Source organism: Leucobacter manosquensis (assembly GCF_018304845.1).
In the GTDB taxonomy this organism is placed as follows: Bacteria; Actinomycetota; Actinomycetes; order Actinomycetales; family Microbacteriaceae; genus Leucobacter; species Leucobacter alluvii.
Genome location: NZ_JAFEVO010000001.1, coordinates 181,439 through 208,162 on the forward strand (window position 1 = coordinate 181,439; position 26,724 = coordinate 208,162).

Sequence of the window (26,724 nt, forward strand, 5' to 3'; positions counted from 1 at the left end):
CCGCATCGCGCGGGGCGGCGGGCGTTCTGCGTTGCGAAGCGCGGGGAATGCGGGCCGGCGGAGGAGGGCGGCCCACCGCGCGGGAAGCTCGGAGCGGCGAGGCCCTAGGCTGAGGGCATGCGCGAACCGATCCAACTGCCCCTCGATCAAGCCGAACTGACCGCGGATCTGGGAGGCGGGCTGGTTCGCCGCACCGTGCATCCGAGCGGGCTCCGCGTGCTGACGGAGCGCATGCCAGGAGCGCGAAGCGCTTCGATCGGGTTCTGGGTCGGCGTCGGCTCCCGCGACGAGCAGGCTGAACGCGCGGATGCGCCCGGCAGCCTGGGATCCACCCACTTCCTCGAGCATCTGCTCTTCAAGGGCACACCGACTCGCGACGCGTTCTCCATCGCGACCGAGTTCGACCGCATCGGAGCCGAGCACAACGCGCTCACCGCGAAGGAGTACACGTGCTACTACGCGAAGGTGCGCGACGCCGACCTCGATGTCGCGGTCGACATGCTGAGCGACATGGTGGCGAATTCGACGCTCGATGCCGATGAGTTCGAGATCGAGCGCGGCGTGATCCTCGAAGAGCTCGCGATGGCGGCCGATGATCTCGCCGATGTCGCCAACGAGCGCTTCTTCGAAGCGGTGCTCGGCGAGCATCCGCTGGGCCGCCCCATCGGGGGCTGGCCCGACACGATCAAGGAGGCGCGACGCGTCGACGTCGACCGCCACTACCGCGATCGGTACGATCCATCGACCCTCGTCGTGACGGCGGCGGGCGCCGTCGATCACGACAGGCTCGTCGCTCAGGTGGTCGCGGCGCTGAATGCGTCACCGGAGCGTCGCTGGCACACCGACGGGAGCGCGACGCCCGTGCGCCGACGCCAGGTGATCGATGCGGCCCAGCCCGATCTCCTGACGCTGGAAGCGCCGACCCTCGACTCGGCGATGGCCCGCGAACCTCGCGTGCAGATCACCGAGCGCCCGTCCGAGCAGCTGAACCTGCTCATCGGCACGCACGGTTTCAGCGCCAACGACTCGCGTCGCTTCGCCTACGGGATCATGAACTCGGTGCTCGGCGGGGGCATGTCGAGTCGGTTGTTCCAAGAGATCCGCGAGAAGCGCGGGCTCGCGTACACGGCGTACTCCTTCGGTGCGAGCTACTCGGATTCAGGCCTCTTCGCGATGTACGCCGGTACCGCTCCGGAGAAGGCGGCCGACGTCGTCGAGCTCAGCCGGGTGGAGCTGCGCAAGCTCGCCGACGCCGAGATCTCGGGGGAGGAGCTCGAGCGGGCCCTCGGTCAGATCGCAGGATCGACGGCGCTCGCGCTCGAGGATTCCGACACCCGGATGGGTCGCCTGGCGCGCGCCGAGCTCGGCAGCGGGGAGCTCTTCGACCTCGACGCCTCGCTCGAGCGCTTCGCCGCAGTGACTCCGGAGGACATCCAGGAGGTCGCCGCCACGCTCGCCGCGCGCCCGCTCACCGTGGTCGCCGTCGGCGACGCATCGCGATCCTCGCTCGAATCCCACGAGTGATCGGTACCTCCGTCGAACGCTACCCTGGAGGAATGAAGAATCGTGTAGCAGTCTCCGGTGCGACCGGGCGGCTGGGACGACTCGTGTGCGAGGTCGTCGAGCAGCATCCGGACTTCGAGCTGGTCGCCCGGTTGCGCAGTACTTCCCGTCCCGAAGACGGGGCAGACGCGGATATCCTCGTCGACGTCAGCCGACCGGACGTCTCGCCGGCGATCGTCGATGCTGCGATCTCGCGAGGCCAGCAGGTGATCGTCGGCACCAGCGGCTGGTCCGCCGATCTGCTCGAAGCGCTCGAGTCGAGGCTCGCGGGGACGCCGGAGCGCGGCGTCATCGTCGTGCCGAATTTCTCGCTGGGATCCGTATTGGGCACCGCGCTCGCTCGTATCGCCGCGCCCTATTTCGACGCAGTGGAGGTGGTCGAAGCGCACCATCCCGGCAAAGTCGACTCGCCGAGCGGCACGGCCGTGCGCACCGCTGAGCTGATGGCGGAAGCGCGTCGCGGACGACCGGTCGATGCGCCGTTCGCGGAGCAGCCGGCCCGCGGGGAGCTCATTGCGGGCATCCCCGTGCACAGCCTGAGACTCGCCGGAGTGGTGGCCAAGCAGGAGGTGCGCTTCGGCGGGCCCGGAGAAGTGCTCACGGTGACGCACGACACCCACTCCAACGAGGCGTATCGCGCAGGGGTGCAGGCCGCCCTCGAAGCCATCGCCGATGCTCGCGGCCTCACGGTCGGGCTCGACGCCCTGCTCGGTCTGAGCGGTGCGGCAGCAGCCGGTGATGCGCGGTGAGTGCGCGCACGCGGGCCATCATCGGCGTCTCGATCATGAGCGCCGTGCTCGTGCTCTACTTCGTGTTCGTCGGCATTCGAGCGGTCGCGCTGCTCGGTTCTGGCGACGCGATCGCGATCATCATGGGTGTCGCGATGCTCGTGCTGCCGCTCATCGGTGCCTGGGCGCTGCTGCGCGAGATCCTCTTCGGCAGTCAGGCGACTCGCCTGGCCGATCGTCTCGAGGCGGAGGATGCGCTGCCGGAGGAGCCGGTCTCGGAGACGCCTTCGGGCAGACCGGATCGGGCGGACGCCGACGCGGCGTTCCCGAAGTACCGCGACGCGGTCCAGGCGGAGCCAGACTCGTGGCGGGCGTGGATGCGACTCGGAATCGTCTACGACGCGTGCGGAGACCGAAAGCGCGCTCGCGGTGCAATTCGACGAGCGATCGCCTGCGAACGGCAGGATCTTCGGGCATAGCCCCCATCGATTCGTGGTTTCCTCGCCGCGTGCATAGAATCAATGCCCGGGCCGCCACGACCGGAACTTTCTGGGTCGCTTCGACGCCCCAGTCTGGAAAGGTGACATGGCGAAGTACGACCTCAACGCTCCGGAGCCCGCGACACGGACACTCGACTCCGTCAGCGGCATCAGCAAGAAGGGTCTGCCGTCGGGCACGGTGGGCGTGCTCGGCGCTCTCGTAATCGGCTTGTCGGTGTGCGCCCCCGCATACACGCTCACCGCAGCGGTGGGCCCGGCGGCGAGCGAGGTCGGGTATCAGACGCCCGCCATCTTCTTGATGGGCTTCATCCCCATGCTGCTCGTCGCTCTCGGATACCGCGCACTGAATTCGGCGATGCCCGATTCGGGTACCTCGTTCACGTGGGCGACGCGCGCATTCGGCCCGTGGATCGGATGGATGGCGGGATGGGGACTCATCGCGGCCACCGTGCTGGTGCTGTCGAACCTCGCGGGAATCGCGGTCGAATTCCTGTTCCAGTCGATCAGCATCGCGATGGATGATCCGTCGATCGCCGACATCGCCGACAACAAGTTCATCAATATCGCGGTCTGCCTCGGGTTCATGGCCCTGGCGACGCTGATCTCGTACCGCGGGATGACCTCGACGAAGGTGTTCCAGTACATCACCGTGGTCTTCCAGATGGCGGTCATGGTGTGGTTCATCATCGCCATGTTCGTCGGAGCGGGCGACCCCGCGAACCCCGAGGGCACGGTACCTCAGCTCTCCTGGTTCAACCCCTTCGAGGTCAGCAGCTTCAGTGCCTTCGCCGCGGGCATCGCGGTATCGATCTTCGTCTACTGGGGCTGGGACACGGTGCTCACGATGGGCGAGGAGACGAAGCCGTCGAAGGGCCGGCTGTCCACTGAGAGCAAGGCGGCGATGATCCTGGTCGGGATCCTGGTCGTGCTCTACGTCGGCACCGCCACCGCCACCGTCGCATTCGCCGGCATCGGCGACGGACCCACTGGCCTCGGCAACTCGGCCATCGTGGAGAACGTCTTCGCCGCGCTCGCGCACCCGGTGATGGGTCCTGCCGCGATCCTGCTCTCGCTCGCCATTCTCGTGAGCGCGATGGCGTCGATCAACTCGACCGCTATCTCGCCCGCCCGCACACTGCTCGCCATGGCGCACTATCGGGCGCTGCCCGCCGCGATCAAGCGGGTGCACCCGAAGTACAAGTCGCCGCACGTCGCCCTCATGCTCTCGTCGATCGTGGCGTCAGTCTTCTACGCGGTGATGCGCTTCATCAGCGAGGACGTGCTGTGGGACACGATCACCGCACTCGGCATGATGGTGTGCTTCTACTACGGCATCACTGCGCTCGCGAGTCCCTGGTACTTCCGCAAGACTGCTGTGCGCGAGGGCGTCGGCTCGATCATCTCGAAGATCGTGCTCCCGGGGCTCGGCGGCGTGCTGCTGCTGATCGTGTTCGTCAAGACCACGATCGATGCGATGAGCCCGGACGCTGGATCGGGCAGCAACATCGCCGGCGTCGGCCTCGTCGGCATCATCGGCGTCGCGGTGCTCGGCATCGGCGTCGTGCTCATGCTCCTGCAGGCGAAGGCGTCACCCGAGTTCTTCCGCGGCCGCGTGCTCGCGCGCGTGGACGCATCGGAGGACACTTCGGCGATGCCGGTGTTCGACGACGGGCTCGGCTCGTAGCTCACGGTTCGTGACGGTCGGCGAAGGGAGCCCAGCATTGTGCTGCGCTCCCGCTGACCGTCGCGTATGCTCAAGTCTCTGAGATCGGGTGGAGATGCGGGCGAGAATCGGGGAGCTGTTCGAGCGGCAGAACGACCGCTCGCTCGCCACTGCGGCGTTCTTCGTCGCCGGCATGCTCTTCGCGCTCGCCAACTCGACCGTGTTCCTGCCTCCGGGGGACGAGCGACCCGATCTCGTCGCGGTCGCGATCGCCTGCCTCGTCGCCGCCGGCGGCGTGTTCGCGGCCGGCAGCCGGTTCTCCACGCGAGCGGCCGGGGTCCTCATGGCCCTCGTCTTCATCGTCGTGGTTCCCTCGGTGCTCCTCGCTCCCGATGCGATCCGGTCGATCAATACCGGGCTGCTCTTCCTCCCGTTCTTCCTGTACCTCGTCTGGTTCCTGCCGATGTGGTTCGCGCGGCTGCTCGGGTACCCGTGGATCCTCCTGGTGGATGCGTTCATCCTGATGAGGTTCGGGCCGTCGATGCTCTCGGTGCTCGTCACGTTGACCGTGACGGGTCTGGTGCTCGGCGAGTTGATCGGACTGTTCAAACGACGACTCGAACGGGCGTCGGTGACCGATCCGCTCTGCGGCGTGTGGAACGCGACCGGGTTCCGCGCGCTGCTCGATCGCGCCGTCGCGGCCTCCGACCGCGGGGGGCGGCCCCTCGCGATGCTGTACGTCGATCTCGACGACTTCAAGCAGGTGAACGATCGCTACGGCCATTTCGAGGGCGATCGCGTGCTCCGGCAGTTCTCGCAGCACATGCGTGAGAACTGCCGCCCGCAAGACGTGTTCGCGCGGTTCGGCGGCGACGAGTTCGCACTGCTCCTCATCGATGCCGACGCGTCGCTCGCGCGGTCGATTGCCGAGCGGCTGCATCGCGAGCTCGACGCGGTCAAGTGGTCCTACGGCATCGCCGAGTGGGTGCCGGGGGAGTCGCCCGATGCCTTCATCTCGCGAGCCGACCTCGAAATGCTGGGGGCGAAACGGAATCGGAAAGGAGATGCCGAGCCGCACGGGAGCTCCGAGCACGAGCCGCGGTAGACTCTCGCGTGTGAGTGCGAACGCGATCCCGACCCCGTACGAAGACCTGCTGCGAGAGGTGTACGAGCACGGCACCGCCAAATCGGATCGCACCGGCACCGGTACGCGCAGCCTCTTCGGGCGGCAGATCCGTTTCGACCTCGCCGAATCCTTCCCGCTCATCACGACGAAGCGGGTGCACTTCAAATCGGTGGCAGTCGAACTGCTGTGGTTCCTGCGCGGCGAGGGCAACACGGCCTTCCTGAAGGAGCACGACGTCAGCATCTGGGACGAATGGGCAGACGCGAACGGCGACCTCGGCCCCGTGTACGGTGTGCAGTGGCGCTCCTGGCCGACGCCGAGCGGCGAGCACATCGATCAGATCGCGAACGTCATCGATCAGCTGCGCACGAACCCCGACTCGCGGCGCATCATCGTCTCGGCATGGAATGTCGCCGACCTGGGCGAGATGGCGCTGGCGCCCTGCCATGCGTTCTTCCAGTTCTACGTCGCGGATGGCAAGCTCTCGTGCCAGCTCTACCAGCGCTCGGCTGACATGTTCCTCGGGGTGCCGTTCAACATCGCCTCGTATGCGCTGCTCACACTCATGGTGGCGCAGCAGACCGGGCTCGAACCGGGCGAGTTCGTCTGGACGGGCGGGGATTGCCACATCTACGACAATCACGTCGAGCAGGTCGAGCGCCAGCTCGCGCGCGATCCGTTCCCGTACCCGAGCATCGAGATCCGCAAGGCCGACTCGATCTTCGAGTACACGCTCGACGATTTCGAGGTCGTCGGCTACGAGCATCACCCGGGCATCAAAGCACCGGTCGCGGTCTGACATGATTCTCGGCATGATCTGGGCGGAGGCGCGTGGAGGGGCGATCGGCCGCGACGGCGAGATGCCCTGGCGCCTGCCGGAGGACGCGGCGTTCTTCAAGGAGCAGACCCTCGGCGCTCCCGTCATCATGGGGCGCGGCACCTGGGAGTCCCTTCCCGCTCGCTTCAGGCCGCTCCCCGGCCGTGAGAACTTCGTGGTGACCAGCACGGCATCGTACGACGCGCCCGGAGCGACGGTGGTGCCGTCGCTCGAGAGCGTGCTCGACGAGCTCGCCCGCGACAGCGGGCCGCACGATCGCGTGTGGATCATGGGCGGAGGCCAGCTCTACCGGGCGGGCATGCCGTTCGCCGACGAACTCGTCGTGACGAGGATCGGACTCGATGTGCCGGACGCGGATACCTTCGCTCCCGAGATCGGTCCTGAATGGACGCTGGTCGACCCGGGGACGCCGGAAACGTCGCGGACCGGGCTCGAGTATCGGTTCGAGCGGTGGCGCATGGGGGCTTCGCAGGGAGAACGTCCGGTAGCCTAGTCTCGTGGCACACCCAGAGAATCCTTTCGGTCAGGTCCTCGTCGCACTCATCACGCCGTTCCACGCTGATGGTGAAGTCGATTGGGCAGCGACCGAGAAGCACATCGACGACTGCATCTCGAGCGGCGCGGATGGCATCGTCGTCACCGGTACGACCGGCGAGACGAGCACGCTGACCGACCCTGAGAAGCTGAAGCTCGTCGAGGTCGCGAAGTCGGTTTCCGGTGGCCGCGCCAAGATCATCACCGGCGGCGGATCGAACGAGACCGCGCACGCGATCGAGCTCTACCGCGCCAGTGAGAAGGCCGGAGCCGACGGTGTGATGATCGTCACCCCGTACTACAACAAGCCGACGCAGGCCGGCCTCCTCACCCACTTCCGCATGGTCGCCGATGCGACGGATCTCCCCGTCATCCTGTACGACATCCCGGGCCGGACCGGGGTGCCGATCAAGTACGAGACGCTGCTGCGGCTCGCCAAGCACCCGAACATCCTCGCCGTGAAAGACGCCAAGGGCGATTTCAGCGAGGTCAGCCGGGTGCTGAACCAGACCGACCTGATGTACTTCTCGGGAGACGACGCGAATGCGCTGCCGCACCTCTCGATCGGCGCCACCGGCCTGATCGGCGTCACAGCGAACATCGCCGCCGCGCCGTACCGCGCCATCGTCGACGCCGTCAACGCGGGCGACCTGCATACGGCGCGCGCGGTCCATCAGCAGCTCGAGCCGCTCGTTCGCGCGGTCATGACCCACGTTCCCGGCACCGTCGCCGCGAAGTACATTCTGCACGGTCTCGGCCGTATCAGCAGCCCGCGCGTGCGATTGCCGCTCGTCGGTCCCGAAGAGTGGGAGGCCGCCCTCATCGAGGACGAGCTCGCTCTCATCACCGATGCCCCAGGCATCGACCTTTCGAACTTCAGGCCGGACCGCAATGCGGCTGCCGGCGGTGCCCTGCCCCAGATCGCAGGCACCACCCGCTAATAACAGGAGGCTCAGTGCCCAACCCCGTAATCACACCGCCCGCTCTCGAAGCGGGTACCCTTCGCATCACGCCGCTCGGCGGCCTGGGCGAGGTGGGCCGCAACATGACGGTCTACGAAATCAACGGCAAGCTGCTCGTCGTCGACTGCGGCGTGCTCTTCCCAGAGGAGCACCAGCCGGGCGTGGACCTGATCCTGCCCGACATCTCGAAGATCGAGCACCGCCTCGGCGACATCGTCGCAGTGGTGCTCACGCACGGCCACGAAGACCACATCGGCGCGGTTCCGTATCTGCTGAAGCGGCGGGAGAACATCCCCCTCATCGGCTCGAAACTGACCCTGGCCTTCGTCGAGGCCAAGCTCAAGGAGCACCGCATCCGCCCGGAGACGCGCGTCGTCGCCGAGGGCGATCGCATCACGACGGGTCCGTTCGACCTCGAGTTCATCGCGGTCAACCATTCGATCCCCGACGCGCTCGCAGTCGCGATCCGCACCGATGCCGGGCTCGTCATCGGCACGGGCGATTTCAAGATGGATCAGCTGCCCCTCGACGGCCGCATCACGGACCTGCGCGCGTTCGCCCGTCTCGGGGAAGAGGGCGTCGACCTCTTCATGACCGACTCGACCAACGCCGAGGTGCCGGGCTTCACCGCGCTCGAGAAGGACATCGGTCCGGTGCTCGAACGCGTCATCGAGAAGGCGCCGGGCAAGGTCGTGGTCGCCAGCTTCTCGAGCCACGTCCACCGTGTGCAGCAGGTGCTCGACGCCGCTCAGAAGAACGGCCGCCGCGTGGTGCTCCTCGGCCGGTCGATGGTGCGCAACATGAAGATCGCCTCCGATCTCGGATACCTCACGGTTCCGGAGGGCGTGCTCGTCGACCTCAAGAAGAGCGGCGATATTCCCGACGAGCGCATCGTGTACATGTCGACCGGATCCCAGGGTGAGCCGATGGCGGTGCTCGCGCGCATGGTGAATCAGGAGCACCAGGTGGAGATCGGTGCGAACGACACGGTGATCCTCGCCTCGAGCCTGATCCCCGGCAACGAGAACTCCGTCTACCGCATCATCAACGGGCTCATGAAGCTCGGTGCGAATGTCGTGCACAAGGGCAACGCCAAGGTGCACGTCTCGGGTCACGCCTCCGCGGGCGAGCTCATGTACTGCTACAACATCGTCCGCCCGAAGAACGTGATGCCGATTCACGGGGAGTACCGCCACCTCATCGCGAACGCGGGCGTCGCGATCCAGACGGGCGTGCCGCAGAATCGCACCATCATCGGCGAGAACGGCACGGTCGTCGACCTGGTCGACGGCGTCGCCCGCAAGGTGGGCCAGCTCGAGATCGACTTCATCTACGTCGACGGCAAGAGCGTCGGCCGTGTCACCGACGAAGACCTCCGAGACCGCCGCACGCTCGCGGAGGAGGGGTTCATCTCCGTCATCACCGTCGTGGAGACGAGTCTCGGCCAGATCGTCTCGGGGCCGGAGGTCCACGCCAAGGGCGTGGCCGAGGACGACAGCGTGTTCGACAAGATCAAGCCGCAGATCGCCGACGCGCTCGAGCAGGCGATGAAGGACGGCGTGACCGACCCGCATGCGCTGCAGCAGATCACGCGTCGCACCGTCGGCAGGTGGGTGGGCACCAAGCTCCGTCGCAAGTCGATGATCGTTCCTGTCGTGGTCGTGGTGTAGCTCATGGCGACCGCTTCGGCTTCGGCCGTCGCCCGGTTCGCCACGGACGCGGAGCGCTCCGAGTGGGATGCGCGCATCGCCGCGAACCCCGGGGGCGGCGAGGTATGGGCCGGCGAGGAGTACCTGCAGGTCAAGCGCACGCAGAACGGCTACCGCGATCTTCGGGTGATCGTCGAGCGCGCCGGGCGGGCGACGATCGCCGTCGGCGTGCTCGCGAAGCGGGTGCCGCTCCTCGGTTCGTGGTGGCATCTCCCCGCAGGTCCCGCGGGCGAGAGCGCCGCTGACATGCTCGAGGTGGCGGCTGCCGTCTCGAGACTCGCCCGGTCATCGGGAGCGTTTCTCCTCAAGATCGAGCCGCGTCTCGGTCGAGACGTGATTCCCGAGATCCACGCCGCGGGGTATCGGGACGCCGTTCGCATCATCCCGAATCCGTCGACGATTCTCGTGGACGTCTCCGGAACGGAAGAGGAGGTGTTCGCGCGTCTCGGCAAGAAGGCGCGCAACGCCGTCAATCGTGCGGGGCGAGACGGGATCGTCGTGACGCGCGTCGATCCGACGGCGGAGCACAGCGATGCGCTGTACCGGCTGCTCCAGGAGACCGCAGAGGGGCGGTTCGTGCTGCGATCCGAGCAGTACTACCGCGAGTTCTGGCAGAGCTTCGCGCGTGCCGGAGCGGGGCAGATGTTCCTCGCCCACCGCGACGGCGCGCTCGTCGCCGGAGCGTACGCGATGGCGCTCGGTGAGAAGACCACCTACAAGGACGGCGCCTCCGTGCGCGCGAAGACCGCGTACGGGGCGTCTCACGCGCTGCAGTGGGAGGTGATCCGCTGGGCCAACGAGCGCGGCGCGACCGTCCACGACCTCTGCGGTGCGCCCCCCTCCGACCGGGTGGACGATCGGGAGCACCCGTTGTTCGGCGTCGGACAGTTCAAGCGATCGTTCTCGCCCCAGATCATCGACTACGCGGGAGCGTTCGATCTCCCGCTGCGGCCGCTCGCGTATCGCGTCTGGGACGTGCTCGGCGACCGGCTCGCGCGGCGCGCCTCGCTCGCCATTCGGAAGGATCCCTACTACTGATGGCTGCCGGACTCATACGCGCGAGCGCGGTCATGGCCTCGGGCACGATCGTCTCGCGCGTGCTCGGCCTGGTCAAGGCCATGCTCCTCGCATACGCGATCGGCTCGGTCGGGGCCCGTTCCGCCGACGCGTTCGCCAACGGCAACCTGCTGCCGAACACGGTCTACATGATCCTGATCGGCGGCGTCCTGAACGCGGTGCTGGTGCCGCAGATCGTCAGGGCGGCGCAGAACAGCGACGGCGGCGCCGGGTACATCAACAAGATCTTGACGCTCGTCACGACCGCGCTCGTCATCATCACGGGTCTCGCGATGGCGGCCGCTCCGTGGATCGTGCGGATCACGGTCGAAGGCTGGGGCGAGGACCAGCTGGCTCTCGCAACCGCCTTCGCCTACTGGTGCATGCCGCAGGTCGTCTTCTACGGCATCTACACCGTGATGGGCGAGGTGCTGAACGCGCGAAGCCGGTTCGGCCCGTTCACCTGGGCGCCCGTGCTCAACAACCTCATCGCGATCACGGGCATCCTCGTCTTCATCGCCATGTTCGGAGCGGATCCGGAGGGCCGTCTCGCGGTCACCGGTTGGAGCGCCGATATGATCGCGGTGCTCGGCGGCAGCGCGACCCTCGGCATCGTCGCGCAGGCATTGATCCTGTTCGTCTCATGGCGCAATGCCGGTATCCGATTCCGTCCCGACTTCGCCTGGCGGGGCGTCGGACTCGGCCACACCGCGAGACTCGCGACCTGGACGCTCGCCATGGTCGTCGTGATGCAGGTCGGCGGCATCGTGACGAACCGCATCGTGGCGATCGGGTCGGGGGAGGGGCCGTCGACGAGCGCGATGCAGAACGTGTGGCTCATCTTCATGATGCCGCACTCGGTGATCGCCGTATCCCTCGCGACCGCCTACTTCACGCGGTTGGCCGAATGGGGGCAGTCGGGCCGGATGGCGGAGTTCAAGAGCGACTTCTCGGCCTCGGTGCGCCAGATCGCGCTCGTCATGGTCTACGCGGCCGTCATTCTCGTAACGGCCGCTCCGTTCATCGGCCGCGTCATCAATTTCGGGGCGCTGCCAGAGCAGGTGGAGATGTTCGGCGAGGCTCTGATGGCCTACTCCGTCAGCCTCGCTGCGTACAGCTTCCTCTTCGTGGTGCAGCGGGCGTTCTACGCCCTCTCCGACACGCGCACGCCCTTCGTGTTCACGACGATCCAGATGGTGATCGTGATCGCGCTCTCCCTGCTGCTCCCCGTGCTCGTCGCGCCCCGCCACATCGGATTCTCGTTCGCATTGATCTGGTCGTTCGCCACCATCGTCGAAACCGTGATCGCGACCTGGTTGCTCCGGCGGAAGATCGGCTCGATCGACGGGCGCAGGATCGCGCAGAGCTTGACCAAGTACGCCATCGCGGCGGTGCCGGCGATTGCCGTCGGGCTCGTCGCGACGCACGTCGGGCGCATCATCGCCCCGGAGTTCAGCGTCTGGCAGGCCCTGCCGTTCGCGGCCGTCGAAGCAGTGATCGTCGGCATCGTGTATTTCCTGGTGCTCCGACTCCTCAGATCGTCCGAAGTTTCGGATATCGTCGGCACCGTTTCTCGTATTCTCGGAAGGAATCGTTCGTGACCTCCCTCTTCGTGACCCCGTGCACCGATCGTGCCGAGTGGGACGCCACCGTCAGAGAACTCGGCGGCCACCCGCTGCAGCTCTGGGGCTGGGGCGACGTGAAATCCGCCCACCGCTGGAAGGCGGAGCGCGTGCTGGTGCGCTCCGGGCGTCAGGAGGGGGCCGTGGTCGTCGGTGCCTGCCAGCTCCTGACGCGAACCCTGCCGGGTCCGCTCGGAGATTTCGTCTACGCGCCCCGCGGGCCCGTGCTGGCGCGAGACCCCGCGGACGGCGAGCGCCCCGCCGAGGAGCCGGCGCCATCGGCCGTGGCAGACGCGATCGCCGACTACGTGCACGGATCACGGCGGGCGGTGGCGCTCTCCATCGAGCCGGACGAGAACGCGGGGGAATTCCCGCTCTCGAAATCGTGGCGTGCAGCCGAGACGCCCGTGCTCCCGGCCCGTACGTTGATTCTCGATCTCCGGCGGTCGGAAGACGAGCTTCTGGCCGACATGTCGAAGAAGCATCGTCAGTACATTCGGAAATCGGGCAGGGAGGACGCGATCCACATCCGTCCCGTCGAATCGCTCGAGCAGCTCGACGTCTGCCTGGAGGTCTACCGGGAGACGAGCGAGCGCGCGGACTTCGGCCTGCATGAAGATTCTTACTACCATGACGTGTTCACGATGCTGGGCGACGACGCACCCGTCTGGGCTGCTTACGTCGAGGACCGGCCGGTCGCATTCCTGTTCATGGCGAAATCGGGCCGCACCGCCTTCGAGCTCTACGGCGGGATGGACGAGACGGGTCAGCGCTTGCGGGCGAACTACGCGCTCAAATGGCACGTCATCAGGCACATGAAGTCGCTCGGCATCGAGCGCTACGACTTCGGCGGGCTCATCAACGACGGAGTGACGACGTTCAAGACCGGGTTCGCGTCGCACGAGAACCTGCTGGCGGGCAGCTGGGATCGCCCGGGCGCTGGCTATGCGCTGTGGACCAAGGGGCTGCCGCTCGCGAAGCGAGCGCTGCGGGCGCTCAAGCGCCGCTGAGGTCCGGCGCAGCCGGGGAGCGCGGGCTTCGCTCTCCGGGTGATTCGGGTGGGCCCGGAGCGTCAACTCGCCAATGTCGGCGGTCGAACGTACCCTCGTACCATGGCCAGTAAAGCTTCGTCGCGCCAGAACGCGGGCAAGACCGCGACACGGGGTGCCCGTACCGCGGAGACCCGGGCGACCGCGAAAACGAAGGTGCTCGCCGAGCCTGAGCCGACCGACGGCGTGATCGTCCGCGCCTGGAACGGCTTGGCGCACGCCTTCGGGGCCGCTGCGCGCGCCTTCCGGGTCGAACCGCTCGCTCCAGAGGACCGCCGAGACGGGGTCCCCTTCCTGCTCGTGCTGCTCGCGATCGTCGGGGCGGTGATCGAGTGGTTCTTCATCGGCCAGACCTTCGCGGTCGCACTCGACGCGTGGTCGTTCGGAGGCCTGTTCGGTCGTGTCGCCTTCGGCCTGCCGATCATCATGGCGGGGTTCGCGCTCTGGCTCTTCAACCATCCCTCGAGCGTGCACGACAACCGCCGCATCGCCACCGGGCTCACGCTCGCGGTGCTCTCCATCGCCGGCATCTGCCACCTGTACGGCGGCATGCCCAACCCGTGGGAGAACCCGGAGCGCCTCAGCGCCGCAGGCGGTGTCTTCGGCTGGCTCGTCGGGGGAACGCTCGGCTATCTGACGATGTGGGTCGCCGTGCCGGTGCTGTCGATCCTGATTCTGATGTCTCTGCTCATCGTTCTCAAGACGCCGCCATCCCGCATCGCGCAGCGCATGCGGGAGGCATACGTGTTCCTGTTCGGCGTCAGCGGCGACCCCGAAGCGCCCGCGGAGCCGACGGCCCCCAAGCGCAGTCGCAAGCAGGCGCGCGCCGATGAGCAGGCGCTGTTCGATCTCGAGGCGCAGGAAGGCGACGGAGACGCGATGCCCTGGTGGCGTCGCAACGCGTCGGGCCGTGAGGAGGACCCGGAGTACGCAGCCGATCGTTCGGCGCTCGACTCCGCCCTCGGCGGGCCCGCTCCCGAGCCCGAACGGAGCGGCGCCTTCGAGTCCGCGCTGGCACCCGAACCGGAGACCGGCGTCTTCCCCTCCGACCTCTTCGACGACCTCGAGCAGGCAGAAGCAGCGGTGCAGGCTGCCGCGCCGACTCCGGCCTCGGGGCTCGGAGATGATTCCTGGGACGACTTCGCGCCGTCAGCGCCGGAGACGGCCGCTGACCAGCCCGCTGCCGCGCCCGCATCCGAGCCGTTCGTCGTCGCGCCCCCGCACAGTCCCGCCGATCAGGCGGCCTACCAGCTTCCGGATCAGCATGCGCTCGCGACTGGCGACGCGCCCAAGACCCACACGGAAGCCAACGACTTGATCACCGCGGCCATCGCGCGGGTCTTCGAGGAGTTCAAGGTCGATGCGCGGGTCTCCGGCTTCTCGCGCGGGCCGACGGTCACGCAGTACGAGGTCGAGCTCGGCCCCGGTGTGAAAGTGGAGAAGGTCACAGCGCTCTCGAAGAATCTGTCGTACGCGGTCGCGTCGAACGAGGTGCGCATTCTGTCTCCGATCCCCGGCCGCAGCGCGATCGGCATCGAGATCCCGAATCAGGACCGCGAGAACGTCGCACTCGGCGACGTGCTGCGATCGAGCAAGGCGCAGCGCAGCGTGCACCCGATGACGATCGGCGTCGGCAAGGACGTCAAGGGAGGCTTCGTCGTCGCCAACCTCGCGAAGATGCCCCACCTGCTCGTCGCCGGAGCCACCGGCTCCGGCAAGTCGAGCTTCATCAACTCGATGATCACCAGCATTCTGATGCGCGCTACGCCGTCCGACGTCCGCATGGTGCTCGTGGACCCGAAGCGCGTCGAGCTCACCGTGTACCAGGGCGTGCCGCACCTCATCACGCCCATCATCACGAACCCCAAGAAAGCGGCGGAAGCGCTGCAGTGGGTCGTGAAGGAGATGGACATGCGGTACGACGATCTGGCGAGCTTCGGCTTCCGCCACATCGACGACTTCAACGAAGCCGTGCGCTCGGGCGGCATCGTGCTTCCCGAGGGAAGCCAGCGCGTACTCAAGCCGTACCCGTACCTACTCGTCGTCGTCGACGAGCTCGCCGACCTCATGCTCGTCGCCCCGCGCGACGTCGAGGACTCGATCCAGCGCATCACGCAGCTGGCGCGCGCCGCCGGGATCCACCTGGTGCTGGCGACGCAGCGTCCCTCCGTGAACGTCGTCACCGGCGTCATCAAGTCGAACGTGCCGAGCCGGTACGCATTCGCCGTCGCCTCCGGCACCGATTCGCGCGTCATCCTCGACGAGGTCGGCGCTGAGCGACTCATCGGTCAGGGAGACGGCCTCCTCCTGCTCAACGGCGAATCGTCGCCGGTCCGCGTGCAGGGCGCGTGGGTCGGCGAGGCAGAGATCGCGCAGGTCGTCGCGCACGTGAAGGCGCAGGCGCAGCCCGAATACCGCGCTGACGTCGCTCAGGTGGTCGAGAAGAAGGAGATCGACGAGGACATCGGCGACGACCTCGAAGTACTCGTCGCCGCGATCGAGCTGGTCGTCTCCTCGCAGTTCGGTTCGACGTCGATGCTGCAGCGCAAGCTTCGCGTCGGGTTCGCGAAAGCCGGGCGACTGATGGACCTCATGGAGTCGCGCGACATCGTCGGCCCCTCCGAGGGGTCGAAAGCGCGTGACGTGCTAGTCAGCCCGGAGCAGCTCGCGGAGGTGCTGGCGCGTGTGACCGGTGGCCCGTCGGCCCCGGCTCCAGCGTTCGAACCGCCGCGGCCCCCGGCTGCTGCGACACCGGGCGTCGCCGCTGCTGCGGTCGGCGCCTCCGCAGTGAGCGCCGCCCCGTCCGCCTCCGCTCGCGAGGATGCCGTGACGGATGTCATCGACCCGCTCGACCCGGCACTGGGGTTCGGCGACTCGCGATACGACGATCCGATCGCGCAGCATCAGTCGACGCTCGAAGAAGTCGAAGACGACGGCGACGAAGACGCGTGGCAGCTCACGGGGCGCGACTGAGCTGCGAAAGCCCTCCAGGTGCCGCGCGTGCGCACCACACGATGTGAACCCTGAGACGTACGACAGAGGAGACGAGCATGACGCACCCGGACGGAACCTCTCCGTATGACGCGAGCGGGCAGACGGCAGGCCGTCGTCCGCAGCGCCAGACCTGGATCTGGGGAATGACCGGTGCTCTCGCGGTGGTCGTGCTCGGGGCCGCTGGAGCAGTGGTCGCCGTCGACGCCCAATCGAACAACAGCGCAGCAGTTCGCGCCGTCGCAGCGGAGTACGTGGAGGCCGTCGCCGCTGGCGACGCGAACGGCGCGGAGCGGCTTTCCAGCGACACCGAATCGGCGCGTCCGAACGCAGCCCCGGATCCGGCTGCGTTCGCGTCAGCTGAGCACATCAGCGACAGTGAGCTCGGGCGCATCCGCGTCGACTTCGAGGCCGGCCGCGCCTCCGGGCAAGTCTCATACGAACTCGGCGGCTCCTCGTACTCCGATCAGCTCGAGCTGCGCCGCATCGCTGACGACGAGTGGCGCGTCACATCCGGCCTGAAGTACGAAGTCGCGATCGACGCGTCGGGCGGCGGTGCGCTCGGACTCCGGGGCGCGGACGATCCGCTCCCGTCCGACGCCCCGTCCATCACTGTGTACGCGGGCGAGTACGCGCTCATCTCGCACAACCCGTTCTTCGAAACCACGGATGACGCGCGCGTCGCCGTGACATCGAACGCTGACGCGCTCTTCGCGTCCGACTGGATCGTTCCCGGTGCCGACTACGCGGCGGAGGTGCGACGGCAGGTTGGCATCGCCTACGAGGAGTGCGCCGAGCAGACGGATGTGTGGGAATTGCAGTCCTGCGGCATCGCCGCCGAGGAGCCGAGCACCAAATTCTCTTCGAGCCCCGCGGTAGACGTATCCGTCGAGATGACGGAGGCTCCGACGGTCAGCGCCCGTGATGAGCTGTCCACGTGGATGGAGATCGAAGATCGAGGCTCGTTCCGGGCCACCTACACCGGACGAGACGCCAGTGGTGATGAGATCACCGAGAAGATCGATCTCCAGGCATCCTCGGCCGACGTCGAGGTCACCCCCACGGCAGATGGGCTCGACGTGGCGATCTACCCGTACTAGAACCCCGCTACGGCCACTCAAGTAGGCTGCTGGCATGACCGGCAACGCACCCGCCTCCGCGGCGCCCAGCAACTGGAACGCTCCGAACATCATCACGGGCGCGCGCATCATTGCCACCCCCTTCTTCCTCTGGATGCTGCTGGCCGACGGCGGCGCAGACGGGCCATGGCGCTGGGCCTCGGCGGTGTTCTTCGTGCTCGCGATCGCGACCGATGCCTGGGATGGCCACATCGCACGATCGCGAGGCCTCATCACGGACCTCGGAAAACTGCTCGACCCGATCGCGGACAAGTTCCTCACCGGTGCCGCACTGGTCGGTCTCTCGATCCTCGCGGAGCTGCCGTGGTGGGTCACGATCCTGATTCTGGTCAGGGAGATCGGGATCACCGTGCACCGTCTGCTCGTGGCGCACGATGTGGTGCTCGCGGCCGCATGGGCCGGCAAACTGAAGACCGTCGCGCAGTCCGTCGCCATCACGCTCGCTCTGCTCCCGCTCGCCGCCGTCGTCGGACCGGCAGCGCCCGTCGTCGTCTGGGTGAACATCATCACGATGGCGATCGCCTTCGTGCTCACGATGTACAGCGGCATCGATTACGTGGTCGGGTACCTCCGCGCGAGGAGGTCGGCGCAGTGAAGTCCGGTGCTGACCGCGACCTCGTCGCCCGCATCATCGAGCGCGCAGCGTCGCGCGGACTCCGGCTCGCCGTGGCGGAGTCCTTGACCGGCGGGCTCCTCGCCGATGCCGTGGTCTCGGTGCCAGGAGCCTCCCGCGTGTTCAGCGGCGGCGTGGTGGCCTATGACACCGCGCTCAAGCATGCACTGCTCGGCGTGGACGCCGAGCTCCTGCGCGAACGGGGCCCGGTCGATGACGAGGTGGTGCGCCAGATGGCGGAGGGCGTGCGGCGGGCCTGTGCGACGCCGAGGGGGAGCGGACCCGTTGTCCCGGCTGATGTCGGCGTCGCGACCACGGGGGTCGCTGGGCCGGACCCCGACGCGCAGACCGGTCAGCCGGCCGGAACGGTCTGGATCGCCGTGAGCGCTGGCGAACGCACGCAGTCGCGGCTGCTCTCCCTCGACGGCGACCGCTCGAGCATTCGTGCGGATGCCGTCGCCGCGGCGATCCAGCTGCTGTGGGAGTGCCTCGAAAGCGAGCGTGCGTCGGAGCCTCGCTGACCTCGGTACGCTGGAGGCCGATCGATCATCGCAGATCGCGGCGATCTTGCTCCGCAAAGGGGAATAGAGAGTGCAGAAGAACAGACGTTGGACCCGCGTGCGCGCGGGTCTCGCGGCAGGGTTCGCAGCGACGTTGCTGCTGGGAACTGCTGCGGCGGCGGCCGTCGTGCCCGCCCAGGCCGAGGGAGAGTCATTCGTCATCGCGACGGACACGACGTTCGCCCCGTTCGAGTTCCGTGATCCTTCCACGGGCGACCTCGTCGGCATCGACATGGACCTGATGAATACGATCGCGGAGGAGGAGGGCTTCAGCGTCGACATTCGGTCGCTCGGCTTCCAGGCCGCGCTCTCCGCGGTGCAGTCGGGTCAGGCCGACGGGGTCATCGCCGGCATGTCGATCACCGACGAGCGCAAGGAGATCTTCGACTTCTCAGAACCGTACTTCGAGTCCGGCGTGCAGATGGCGGTCGCCGCGAACGACGATTCGATCACCGGATACGAGGATCTCGCGGGCGAGACGGTCGTCGCGAAGTCGGGTTCTGAGGGACTCGCGGAGGCAGAGAAGCTCGCAGAGGAGTACGGGTTCACGGTCAAGGCGCTCGACCAGTCCGCGACCATGTACGAGTCGGTGAAGAACCAATCCGCGGTGGCGGTCTTCGACGACTACCCCGTGCTCGCCTACGGCATCGACCAGGGCAACGGATTGAAGGTCGTCACGGAGAAGATTCCGGGCGGCGAATACGGCTTCGCGGTGGCGAAGGGGCAGAACTCCGAGCTCCTCGCCGCCTTCAACGATGGGCTGGCGAAGCTCAAGGCCGACGGCACCTACGACGAGATACTCAACACCTATCTTGGAGACTCGGAAGCGAAGAGCGCCAACGGCAACATCTTCGAGCTGGTCGGCCAGAGCTGGCCGGCTCTCTCGAAGGGGTTGTGGAACACCGTATCGATCACCGTGGTCTCGTTCGTGATCGCCCTGGTGCTTGGGTTCGTATTCGGGTTCATGAAGATCTCCTCGTCCCGCATCGTGCGCGGAATCGCGACGGTGTACGTCTCCATCTTCCGGGGCACTCCGATCCTGGTGTGGGCATTCCTCTTCTACTTCGGTCTGCCGCAGCTCACCGGCGCTCCCGGCAATGTCTTCCTCGCGGGCGTCGCGACACTCGCGCTGAACGCCGGGGCGTATCTCACCGAGATCGTCCGCGGCGGTCTCCAGTCGGTCGATCCGGGGCAGATGGAAGCCGCTCGATCATTGGGTCTCGGGTGGGGCCGGTCGATGCAGCGCGTCGTGATGCCGCAGGCGGTCAAGATCTCGATGCCGTCCATCATCAACCAGCTCGTGATCACGCTGAAGGACTCCTCGTTGCTGCTGACCATTGGCTTCGCCGAGCTCCTCTACCAGGCGCAGCAGATCTACGCGGCCAACTTCCGTACGACCGAGATGCTCATCATCGTCGGTGTGATGTACTTCATCGTCATCACGCTGCTGACCTGGCTCGCGAACATCGTTGATAAGAAGGTGAACAAGTGACCGAGAACACGGCATCGCAGACGGCCACTCCCGCGATCGAGGTCGCGGGCCTGCGCAAGTCTTTCGGCAGCAACGAGGTGCTCAACGGCATCGACCTGGTGGTCGTGGAGGGCGAGGTCGTCTCCGTGATCGGCCCGTCGGGATCGGGCAAGTCGACGCTCCTGCGCTGCCTCAACCGCCTGGAAGAGCCGAGCGGGGGATCCGTCATCGTCAGCGGCATGGAGCTGACGTCTGCGCAGGCCGATATCAATGTCGTCCGGCAGAACATCGGCATGGTGTTCCAGCACTTCAATCTGTTCCCCAACATGACGGTGCTCGAGAACATCATGCTCGCGCCGGTGGACCTCAAGAAGAAGTCGAAGAGCGAGGCTCGGGCGGCCGCCCTCGCGCTGCTGGAGCGCGTGGGTCTGTCCGAGAAAGCGGACGCGCGGCCCGCGTCGCTGTCGGGCGGGCAGAAGCAGCGCGTTGCGATCGCTCGTGCGCTCGCCATGGAGCCCAAGATCATGCTGTTCGACGAGGCGACGTCGGCGCTTGACCCTGAGATGGTGGGGGAGGTGCTCCAGGTGATCCGCGATCTCGCCGCGTCGGGGATGACCATGGTGCTCGTCACCCACGAAATGGGTTTCGCTCGCGAGGTGTGCGATCGCGTGGTCTTCATGGACGAGGGCACCGTCATCGAAGAGGGTGCTCCGGATCAGGTCTTCGGAAGCCCCAGTCATGCCCGTACGCAGGAGTTCCTGTCGAAGGTCTTGTGACGGCGTTCCGGCGCACATCCTGAAACTTCGCTGAACTTGAGTCAGCCCGGCTCAAGTTCAGTGAGATTTCAGGAATACAGCGGCTATGCTCTCAGTTGTTCCCAGTACGACGATCGGGAAACGGTCGGCGTTCCCGCAGCGACACCCTGTCGACGAGCGGGTATGGTGGAAAGCACGACTCGGGTTGTGCACGTGGAGGAGGGTTCACATGGTGCTCATGCGTCAAGAGATCGGCGATGTACTGCGTGACTTCCGGTTGCAGAAGGGTCGCACGCTGCGGCAGGTCGCCGGGGAGGCGAGCGTTGCGCTCGGGTACCTGAGCGAGGTCGAGCGCGGCCAGAAGGAAGCATCGAGTGAGATCCTCGCAGCAGTCGCTGACGCACTGGACACTCCGCTCTCGGTCATCATGGGCGAGGTGAGCGAGCGTCTGTCGGTCGTCGAAGGCCTGTCGCTTCCGATGGCTCATCGGGTTCCGGACACGGTCCCGGCGGAACTGGTGTCGGGGTTCACGCCCGAGCTGGTCTCGTAAGCGTCTCCCGACTTGCGCCGTTTGATCGGCATGACAGCGCCCGACCGGTTCCGGTTCGGGCGCTTCGCCGTTCTGTCGGCGATGATACGAAATGAGTATGAGCGATGCGGTTGAGTGAGTTTCGGCGCGCATGCGTCTCGGAGTTCGGTGAGGATTACGCGCCCGTGCTCCTGCGCGATCACTGGCTCGCGCCTCTGGCCGGTACGGCGAATGACGCCATCGAGCGCGGTGTGGCGCCGCGCCAGGTCTGGGAGGCGCTCTGCGTCGATCTCGGGGTGCCGGTCGCTCGGCGTCACGGCCGCGGTCTTCCCGACCCGCGCGACTGACGGGAGCAGATCCCCTCGGCCGCGCCGCGCCCGAGGGGATCTGCGCGAACACGCCGCAGCGATATTCGAAACTGTGTTCGAATGGTGTTATCTTCGTCTACAGGTGGTGCAGCGCTCGATCCATCCACAGTTCAGTACCTCCGGCCAAGAATGTCGGAGGCTGTTTCTAGGGTGAACAGTGCACGACCACCGATGCCTTGTCTGCCCCGACCGGGGTCGAGACAGTATGCAGGCAGCACACCCAGCGGCACGCCGCGCACGTGATGAGGAGCAAGACCATGGCAGCACCGAAAGACCGCGAAAAGGCACTCGAAGCCGCACTCGCGCAGATCGACCGGAACTTCGGCAAGGGCGCGATCATGCGCATGGGCAGCCAGGAGCGCGCTCCCGTCGAAGTGATTCCGACCGGCTCCGTCGCGTTGGACGTCGCGCTGGGCATCGGTGGCCTTCCCCGTGGTCGCATCATCGAGATCTACGGCCCGGAATCCTCGGGAAAGACGACGCTCACGCTGCACGCGATCGCGAATGCGCAGCGCGCCGGCGGTATCGCCGCCTTCGTCGACGCCGAGCACGCGCTCGATCCCGATTATGCGCAGAAGCTGGGTGTCGACATCGACGCGTTGCTCGTCGCCCAGCCCGACACGGGTGAGCAGGCTCTGGAGATCGCCGACATGCTGATTCGTTCCGGCTCCGTCGATCTCGTCGTCATCGATTCCGTTGCGGCGCTGGTGCCGAAGGCGGAGATCGAAGGAGAGATGGGCGACAGCCACGTCGGACTCCAGGCGCGCCTCATGTCTCAGGCGTTGCGCAAGATCACGGGGAGCCTGAACTCCACCAAGACGACCGCCATCTTCATCAACCAGCTGCGTGAGAAGATCGGGGTCTTCTTCGGGAGCCCGGAGACGACCTCGGGTGGAAAGGCGTTGAAGTTCTACGCGTCAGTGCGACTCGACATCCGTCGCATTCAGACGTTGAAGGACGGCACCGACGCGGTCGGAAACCGGACCCGTGTGAAGGTCGTCAAGAACAAGATGGCGCCGCCCTTCAAGCAGGCGGAGTTCGACATCCTCTACGGCATCGGCATCTCGCGCGAGGGGTCGCTCATCGATTACGGCGTGGAGCAGGGACTGATCAAGAAGAGCGGCGCCTGGTTCACCTACGACGGCGACCAGCTCGGCCAGGGCATGGAGAATGCCCGCCGATTCCTGATCAATCATCCGGATGTGGCGCTCGAGATCGAAGAGAAGATTCTGACGAAGCTCGGCGTCAACGGTCGGAAGGAAGCGGAGCCCGAAGGGGCCGCCGAGACTGCACCGGCGAAATCTGGTGCGGCAGCGAAGGCTGCGGCGCCTGCGACCAAGACAGCGACTGCGGTCGAGCCCGAGAAGCGCGCGAGCGCCTGATATGGCCGTCCGGTTCCTCCCTCCGCCCGAAGAAGGTTCTGCGTCGCGGTCGGAGGACCGGGGCGACCTGGCCGAGGTCATCCAGCTCCGCTCTCAATTGGGTCGCCGCGGTCCGGGCGCCGATTCAGGGAGTGACGAACGCACTGAAGCGAACGATCGCGATGGCGTGAACCCTGTCGAAGGCGAACCGCGTGAAGCGACGCGCGAGGAGTTGGCGAGGCTCATCGACTCCGGCATCGCCTCAGTGATCGATAGCGGTATGCGTCCGGTCGTGCATGCGAACTTCGCCGACCACGCTGCCGGCTCCCGCGCTGAGAGCGACGTCGTCGAGCAGGCCGAGACCGGAGTGCCCGATGCTGCAGCGGAGGACGCTGCTGCGACCGAAGACGATGCGGCGACGGCTGAGCGCTCGGTGCACGAAGACGGTGTGCGTCTGCTCGCGCGTCGTGCCCGCTCGAGCGGTGAACTCCGAGAGGAGCTCGCGCGGCTCGATCACGGAGCCGACGACATTGAAGGGGTCATCGAGGAGTTCACCGCCGGGCTGTACCTCGACGACCTCGGTCTCGCGCGTGCACTGACGGAGAAGCTCCGCGAGTCGAAACGGGCGAGTAGGTCGCAGATCCGAGTGAAGCTGAGGTCGCGCAAGCTCCCCGACGACGTGATCGAAGCCGCCCTCGGCGAACTCGACTCCGATGAAGAGTTCGAGCTGCTGCGGCAGACTGCACGGGAGCGCGCGGCGAAGCTCGGCGGACTCGAACGCCATGTGGCGGAACGCCGACTGCTCGGCTTCCTCGCCCGCCGCGGTTGGTCGGGCGAGCCCGCCACTCGTGCAGTGAAAGACGCCCTCGACGGGGCGGCCAAGGGTCCCCGAGGGCCCCGCGGCGGTTCCGGCGTGCGATTCCAGTAGTGGAAGCGTTGCAGCGCGAGGGCTGCCTCAGCGCCGCGGCGCGTGACGCGCAGACGCGGTGGCGCCGCGCACCATCGCGCGTTGCTCACGGCGCTCATCGATAGACTGAATTCATGAGTCTCACTGCTGTCGAACCCACTGAGATCGCGCTCTCACCCGCTGCGATGCGGCACGACGGGACGCCGCGCAGCTACTCCATCCGCACACTCGGATGCCAGATGAACGTGCACGATTCGGAACGGCTCTCCGGCTCATTGGAAGCCGCCGGCTACATCGCAGCGGAGGCGCCGGAGTCTGCTGACGTCATCGTCATCAACACGTGCGCCGTGCGCGAGAACGCCGCGAACAAGCTCTACGGCAACCTCGGATACCTCGCCGGTGTGAAACGAGAGCGAGACGGAATGCAGATCGCCGTCGGCGGCTGCCTCGCGCAGAAGGACCAGGGCGCCATCGTCGAGAAGGCGCCCTGGGTCGACGTCGTGTTCGGCACGCACAACATGGGGTCGCTCCCGGCCCTCCTCGAACGGGCCAGACACAACGCTGAAGCTCAGATCGAGATCCTCGAATCGCTCGAAGTCTTCCCGTCGACCCTGCCCACAAAACGCGATTCCGCTTCCAGCGGCTGGGTCTCCATTTCGGTCGGCTGCAACAACACCTGCACCTTCTGCATCGTGCCGTCCCTCCGCGGCAAGGAGAAGGACCGTCGCCCGGGCGACATCCTCGCCGAAGTGCAGGCGCTCGTCGACGACGGCGCGATCGAAGTCACGCTCCTCGGGCAGAACGTCAACACATACGGCGTCGAGTTCGGCGACCGTCAGGCGTTCGGCAAACTGCTGCGCGCCATGGGAGGAGTGGAGGGGCTCGAGCGCGTGCGCTTCACGAGCCCGCACCCGGCGGCGTTCACCGAAGACGTCATCGCTGCAATGGCAGAGACGCCGAACGTCATGCCCGTGCTGCACATGCCGCTGCAGTCCGGTTCCGACGCCGTGCTGAAGGCGATGCGCCGTTCGTACCGGTCGAAGAAGTTCCTCGGCATCCTCGACGCCGTGCGCGAGCGCATCCCGAACGCCGCGATCACGACCGACATCATCGTCGGGTTCCCGGGTGAGACCGACGCAGACTTCGAAGACACGCTTCGCGTCGTCGAGGAGTCGAGATTCGCGAGCGCATTCACATTCCAGTACTCCATCCGGCCCGGCACGCCGGCGGCCGAGATGGATGGTCAGCTGCCGAAGGCAGTCGTGCAAGAGCGCTACGAGCGCCTCCAAGCGCTGCAGGAGCGCATCTCACTGGAAGAGAACCACGCGCAGATCGGGCGTACGGTCGAGGTGCTCGTCTCAGCGGGCGAGGGGAAGAAGGATGCCGCCACGCGGCGGTTCTCCGGACGCAGCGAGGACAATCGGCTGGTGCACTTCGCCGTGCCAGAAGGCGGTGCCGAGCCTCGGCCCGGCGACGTCGTCACGGTCGCCGTCACCGCCGCCGCCCCGCACTTCCTCATCGCCGACTCGGCGCTCGCCCTCGACCGTCCGCCCCTCTTCGCAGTGCGACGCACGAGAGCCGGTGACGCATGGGACCGAAGGCAGGCCGAGAGCTGCGGCGTGCCGGCAACCCCAGCAGCAGCGGACACCGCCCCGCGCGTCGTGAGTCTCGGACTCCCGGCGATCCGGCCCCGATGACCGCTGACCGCGGAACCCCGGTCCAGCGCGAGCGCGCGACCGCCCGCGCACGCACGTCAACGCTCGAGCAGCGCCCCCCGAGACTCTGGGCCGTCGTCGGAGCGACGGGCACCGGCAAATCAGAGCTGTCGCTCGATCTCGCGCAGCGGTTGGCCGAAAGCGGACGCGCGGCTGAGATCGTGAACGCCGACGCCATGCAGGTGTACCGGGGCATGGACATCGGCACGGCCAAAGTGCCGGAGCGCGAGCGCCGAGGAGTACCGCACCACCTCTTCGACGTGCTCCCACCGAGGGAGGAGGCCACCGTCGCGTGGTACCAGGCCGAGGCGCGAGCCGCGATCCGGCGGATTCACGCGCGAGACGCCGACGCGATCCTGGTCGGGGGATCCGGTCTCTACGTATCGAGCGTGCTGTTCGACTTCCAATTCCCCCCGCGCGACGACGCGCTCCGCGCAGAGCTCGAAGCAGCAGCGGAACGCGACGGCGTCGACGCGCTGCTCGAACGGTTGCGCGCCCTGGACGCCCAGACCGCCGCGGCCGTCGACGCACGCAATCCCCGGCGGGTCGTGCGTGCACTCGAGGTGGCGCTTCTGGGGGGCGACGCGCAGGTGACGCTGCCGACGGAGCCCCGGCTCTGGCAGGGCGATGAGACCGGCGGAACCCGCATCCTCGGCGTGCAGGTCGACCGCACCACTCTGGTGCAGCGACTCGATCGACGTGTCGAGCAGATGTGGAGCGCCGGTCTCCTCGACGAGGTGCGCGCCCTGATACCGGAGGGGATCGGCGACGGCCCGACAGCGTCCCGCGCGATCGGCTACGCGCAGGCGCTCGGGCATCTCGACGGTCGCCTCACGCAGGTCGAGGCGATCGAGGAGACGCGGGTGCTGACCCGTCGATACGCTCGGCGACAGGTGAGCTGGTTCAAACGGTACGCCGAGGTCGAATGGCTGAATCCCGGGGAGATGCCCGCGTAAACTGGGCGT

The 26,724-nt window shown here is 67.0% G+C and carries 24 protein-coding genes; all 24 read left to right on the top strand.

Annotated features, from left to right (window positions below; translation table 11 throughout):
• Nucleotides 1-117 precede the first annotated feature (117 nt).
• The 24 genes from JSQ98_RS00870 (at nt 118) to miaA (ending at nt 26,715) form a co-directional block, all read left to right on the top strand.
• Entirely contained in the window at nt 118-1,524 is a 1,407-nt protein-coding gene (locus JSQ98_RS00870) for a M16 family metallopeptidase (RefSeq protein ID WP_211647946.1), read from the top strand.
• Between the two features lie 32 nt (nt 1,525-1,556).
• Nucleotides 1,557-2,312, top strand: coding sequence for a 4-hydroxy-tetrahydrodipicolinate reductase (gene dapB, locus JSQ98_RS00875; RefSeq protein ID WP_211647948.1), 756 nt, complete (start codon nt 1,557-1,559; stop codon nt 2,310-2,312).
• Complete coding sequence (locus tag JSQ98_RS00880; protein ID WP_176698303.1) at nt 2,309-2,770, top strand: tetratricopeptide repeat protein; 462 nt, start codon at nt 2,309-2,311, stop codon at nt 2,768-2,770. Before dapB ends, JSQ98_RS00880 begins: the two co-directional genes overlap by 4 nt.
• Nucleotides 2,771-2,876: 106 nt before the next feature.
• Nucleotides 2,877-4,475, top strand: coding sequence for an APC family permease (locus JSQ98_RS00885; RefSeq protein ID WP_211647950.1), 1,599 nt, complete (start codon nt 2,877-2,879; stop codon nt 4,473-4,475).
• A gap of 94 nt (nt 4,476-4,569) precedes the next feature.
• Nucleotides 4,570-5,559, top strand: coding sequence for a GGDEF domain-containing protein (locus tag JSQ98_RS00890; RefSeq protein ID WP_211647952.1), 990 nt, complete (start codon nt 4,570-4,572; stop codon nt 5,557-5,559).
• Nucleotides 5,560-5,569: 10 nt separating this feature from the next.
• A complete protein-coding gene (locus tag JSQ98_RS00895) occupies nt 5,570-6,379 on the top strand; it encodes a thymidylate synthase (protein ID WP_211647954.1) in 810 nt (269 codons plus the stop codon).
• Between the two features lies 1 nt (nt 6,380).
• Nucleotides 6,381-6,911, top strand: a complete 531-nt coding sequence (locus tag JSQ98_RS00900) for a dihydrofolate reductase (protein WP_234037086.1) — start codon at nt 6,381-6,383, stop codon at nt 6,909-6,911.
• Between the two features lie 4 nt (nt 6,912-6,915).
• Entirely contained in the window at nt 6,916-7,893 is a 978-nt protein-coding gene (gene dapA, locus JSQ98_RS00905) for a 4-hydroxy-tetrahydrodipicolinate synthase (RefSeq protein ID WP_090147837.1), read from the top strand.
• A gap of 14 nt (nt 7,894-7,907) precedes the next feature.
• On the top strand, nt 7,908-9,584 hold the full coding sequence (locus JSQ98_RS00910; protein WP_090147838.1) for an RNase J family beta-CASP ribonuclease: 1,677 nt from the start codon (nt 7,908-7,910) through the stop codon (nt 9,582-9,584).
• A gap of 3 nt (nt 9,585-9,587) precedes the next feature.
• Nucleotides 9,588-10,661, top strand: a complete 1,074-nt coding sequence (locus tag JSQ98_RS00915) for a lipid II:glycine glycyltransferase FemX (protein ID WP_211647956.1) — start codon at nt 9,588-9,590, stop codon at nt 10,659-10,661.
• On the top strand, nt 10,661-12,280 hold the full coding sequence (gene murJ, locus JSQ98_RS00920; protein ID WP_211647958.1) for a murein biosynthesis integral membrane protein MurJ: 1,620 nt from the start codon (nt 10,661-10,663) through the stop codon (nt 12,278-12,280). The genes JSQ98_RS00915 and murJ overlap by 1 nt, the downstream gene beginning before the upstream one ends.
• Nucleotides 12,277-13,311, top strand: a complete 1,035-nt coding sequence (locus tag JSQ98_RS14895; RefSeq protein ID WP_211647960.1) for a lipid II:glycine glycyltransferase FemX — start codon at nt 12,277-12,279, stop codon at nt 13,309-13,311. Before murJ ends, JSQ98_RS14895 begins: the two co-directional genes overlap by 4 nt.
• Nucleotides 13,312-13,413: 102 nt before the next feature.
• The gene (locus tag JSQ98_RS00930; protein WP_211647962.1) at nt 13,414-16,323 is read left to right on the top strand and encodes an FtsK/SpoIIIE family DNA translocase; all 2,910 of its coding nucleotides are present in this window, start codon (nt 13,414-13,416) and stop codon (nt 16,321-16,323) included.
• Between the two features lie 77 nt (nt 16,324-16,400).
• Nucleotides 16,401-17,441 carry a hypothetical protein gene (locus tag JSQ98_RS00935; RefSeq protein ID WP_211647964.1) on the top strand — a complete coding sequence of 347 codons (1,041 nt, stop codon included), beginning with the start codon at nt 16,401-16,403 and terminating at the stop codon, nt 17,439-17,441.
• A gap of 34 nt (nt 17,442-17,475) precedes the next feature.
• Nucleotides 17,476-18,075 carry a CDP-diacylglycerol--glycerol-3-phosphate 3-phosphatidyltransferase gene (gene pgsA, locus JSQ98_RS00940; RefSeq protein WP_211647966.1) on the top strand — a complete coding sequence of 200 codons (600 nt, stop codon included), beginning with the start codon at nt 17,476-17,478 and terminating at the stop codon, nt 18,073-18,075.
• Nucleotides 18,072-18,614, top strand: a complete 543-nt coding sequence (locus JSQ98_RS00945) for a CinA family protein (protein WP_211647968.1) — start codon at nt 18,072-18,074, stop codon at nt 18,612-18,614. The genes pgsA and JSQ98_RS00945 overlap by 4 nt, the downstream gene beginning before the upstream one ends.
• A 70-nt stretch (nt 18,615-18,684) precedes the next feature.
• Nucleotides 18,685-20,145: an amino acid ABC transporter substrate-binding protein/permease gene (locus JSQ98_RS00950; protein ID WP_336661486.1), complete on the top strand. Its 1,461-nt coding sequence runs from the start codon at nt 18,685-18,687 to the stop codon at nt 20,143-20,145.
• Nucleotides 20,142-20,900 (top strand): amino acid ABC transporter ATP-binding protein, encoded by a 759-nt coding sequence (locus JSQ98_RS00955; protein WP_346728694.1) that lies wholly within the window; start codon nt 20,142-20,144, stop codon nt 20,898-20,900. The genes JSQ98_RS00950 and JSQ98_RS00955 overlap by 4 nt, the downstream gene beginning before the upstream one ends.
• 208 nt (nt 20,901-21,108) lie before the next feature.
• Nucleotides 21,109-21,429: a helix-turn-helix domain-containing protein gene (locus tag JSQ98_RS00960; protein ID WP_010156636.1), complete on the top strand. Its 321-nt coding sequence runs from the start codon at nt 21,109-21,111 to the stop codon at nt 21,427-21,429.
• 104 nt (nt 21,430-21,533) lie between these two features.
• On the top strand, nt 21,534-21,755 hold the full coding sequence (locus JSQ98_RS00965; RefSeq protein ID WP_090147858.1) for a DUF3046 domain-containing protein: 222 nt from the start codon (nt 21,534-21,536) through the stop codon (nt 21,753-21,755).
• Between the two features lie 278 nt (nt 21,756-22,033).
• A complete protein-coding gene (gene recA / locus JSQ98_RS00970) occupies nt 22,034-23,158 on the top strand; it encodes a recombinase RecA (protein WP_090147861.1) in 1,125 nt (374 codons plus the stop codon).
• Nucleotides 23,159-23,324: 166 nt separating this feature from the next.
• Nucleotides 23,325-24,065: a regulatory protein RecX gene (locus JSQ98_RS00975; protein ID WP_211647970.1), complete on the top strand. Its 741-nt coding sequence runs from the start codon at nt 23,325-23,327 to the stop codon at nt 24,063-24,065.
• A gap of 113 nt (nt 24,066-24,178) precedes the next feature.
• Nucleotides 24,179-25,741, top strand: coding sequence for a tRNA (N6-isopentenyl adenosine(37)-C2)-methylthiotransferase MiaB (gene miaB, locus JSQ98_RS00980; RefSeq protein WP_211647972.1), 1,563 nt, complete (start codon nt 24,179-24,181; stop codon nt 25,739-25,741).
• Nucleotides 25,738-26,715 carry a tRNA (adenosine(37)-N6)-dimethylallyltransferase MiaA gene (miaA, locus tag JSQ98_RS00985; RefSeq protein ID WP_211647973.1) on the top strand — a complete coding sequence of 326 codons (978 nt, stop codon included), beginning with the start codon at nt 25,738-25,740 and terminating at the stop codon, nt 26,713-26,715. The genes miaB and miaA overlap by 4 nt, the downstream gene beginning before the upstream one ends.
• The last annotated feature ends 9 nt before the right edge of the window (nt 26,716-26,724 follow it).

Excerpts from the sequence above, each read along its gene's own strand:
- JSQ98_RS00870 (WP_211647946.1), top strand. The coding sequence starts at position 118 with ATGCGCGAACCGATCCAACTGCCCCTCGATCAAGCCGAACTGACCGCG.
- dapB (WP_211647948.1), top strand. The coding sequence starts at position 1,557 with ATGAAGAATCGTGTAGCAGTCTCCGGTGCGACCGGGCGGCTGGGACGA.
- JSQ98_RS00885 (WP_211647950.1), top strand. The coding sequence starts at position 2,877 with ATGGCGAAGTACGACCTCAACGCTCCGGAGCCCGCGACACGGACACTC.
- JSQ98_RS00890 (WP_211647952.1), top strand. The coding sequence starts at position 4,570 with ATGCGGGCGAGAATCGGGGAGCTGTTCGAGCGGCAGAACGACCGCTCG.
- JSQ98_RS00900 (WP_234037086.1), top strand. The coding sequence starts at position 6,381 with ATGATTCTCGGCATGATCTGGGCGGAGGCGCGTGGAGGGGCGATCGGC.
- JSQ98_RS00915 (WP_211647956.1), top strand. The coding sequence starts at position 9,588 with ATGGCGACCGCTTCGGCTTCGGCCGTCGCCCGGTTCGCCACGGACGCG.
- murJ (WP_211647958.1), top strand. The coding sequence starts at position 10,661 with ATGGCTGCCGGACTCATACGCGCGAGCGCGGTCATGGCCTCGGGCACG.
- JSQ98_RS00930 (WP_211647962.1), top strand. The coding sequence starts at position 13,414 with ATGGCCAGTAAAGCTTCGTCGCGCCAGAACGCGGGCAAGACCGCGACA.
- JSQ98_RS00935 (WP_211647964.1), top strand. The coding sequence starts at position 16,401 with ATGACGCACCCGGACGGAACCTCTCCGTATGACGCGAGCGGGCAGACG.
- pgsA (WP_211647966.1), top strand. The coding sequence starts at position 17,476 with ATGACCGGCAACGCACCCGCCTCCGCGGCGCCCAGCAACTGGAACGCT.
- JSQ98_RS00960 (WP_010156636.1), top strand. The coding sequence starts at position 21,109 with ATGGTGCTCATGCGTCAAGAGATCGGCGATGTACTGCGTGACTTCCGG.
- JSQ98_RS00965 (WP_090147858.1), top strand. The coding sequence starts at position 21,534 with ATGCGGTTGAGTGAGTTTCGGCGCGCATGCGTCTCGGAGTTCGGTGAG.
- recA (WP_090147861.1), top strand. The coding sequence starts at position 22,034 with ATGGCAGCACCGAAAGACCGCGAAAAGGCACTCGAAGCCGCACTCGCG.
- miaB (WP_211647972.1), top strand. The coding sequence starts at position 24,179 with ATGAGTCTCACTGCTGTCGAACCCACTGAGATCGCGCTCTCACCCGCT.
- miaA (WP_211647973.1), top strand. The coding sequence starts at position 25,738 with ATGACCGCTGACCGCGGAACCCCGGTCCAGCGCGAGCGCGCGACCGCC.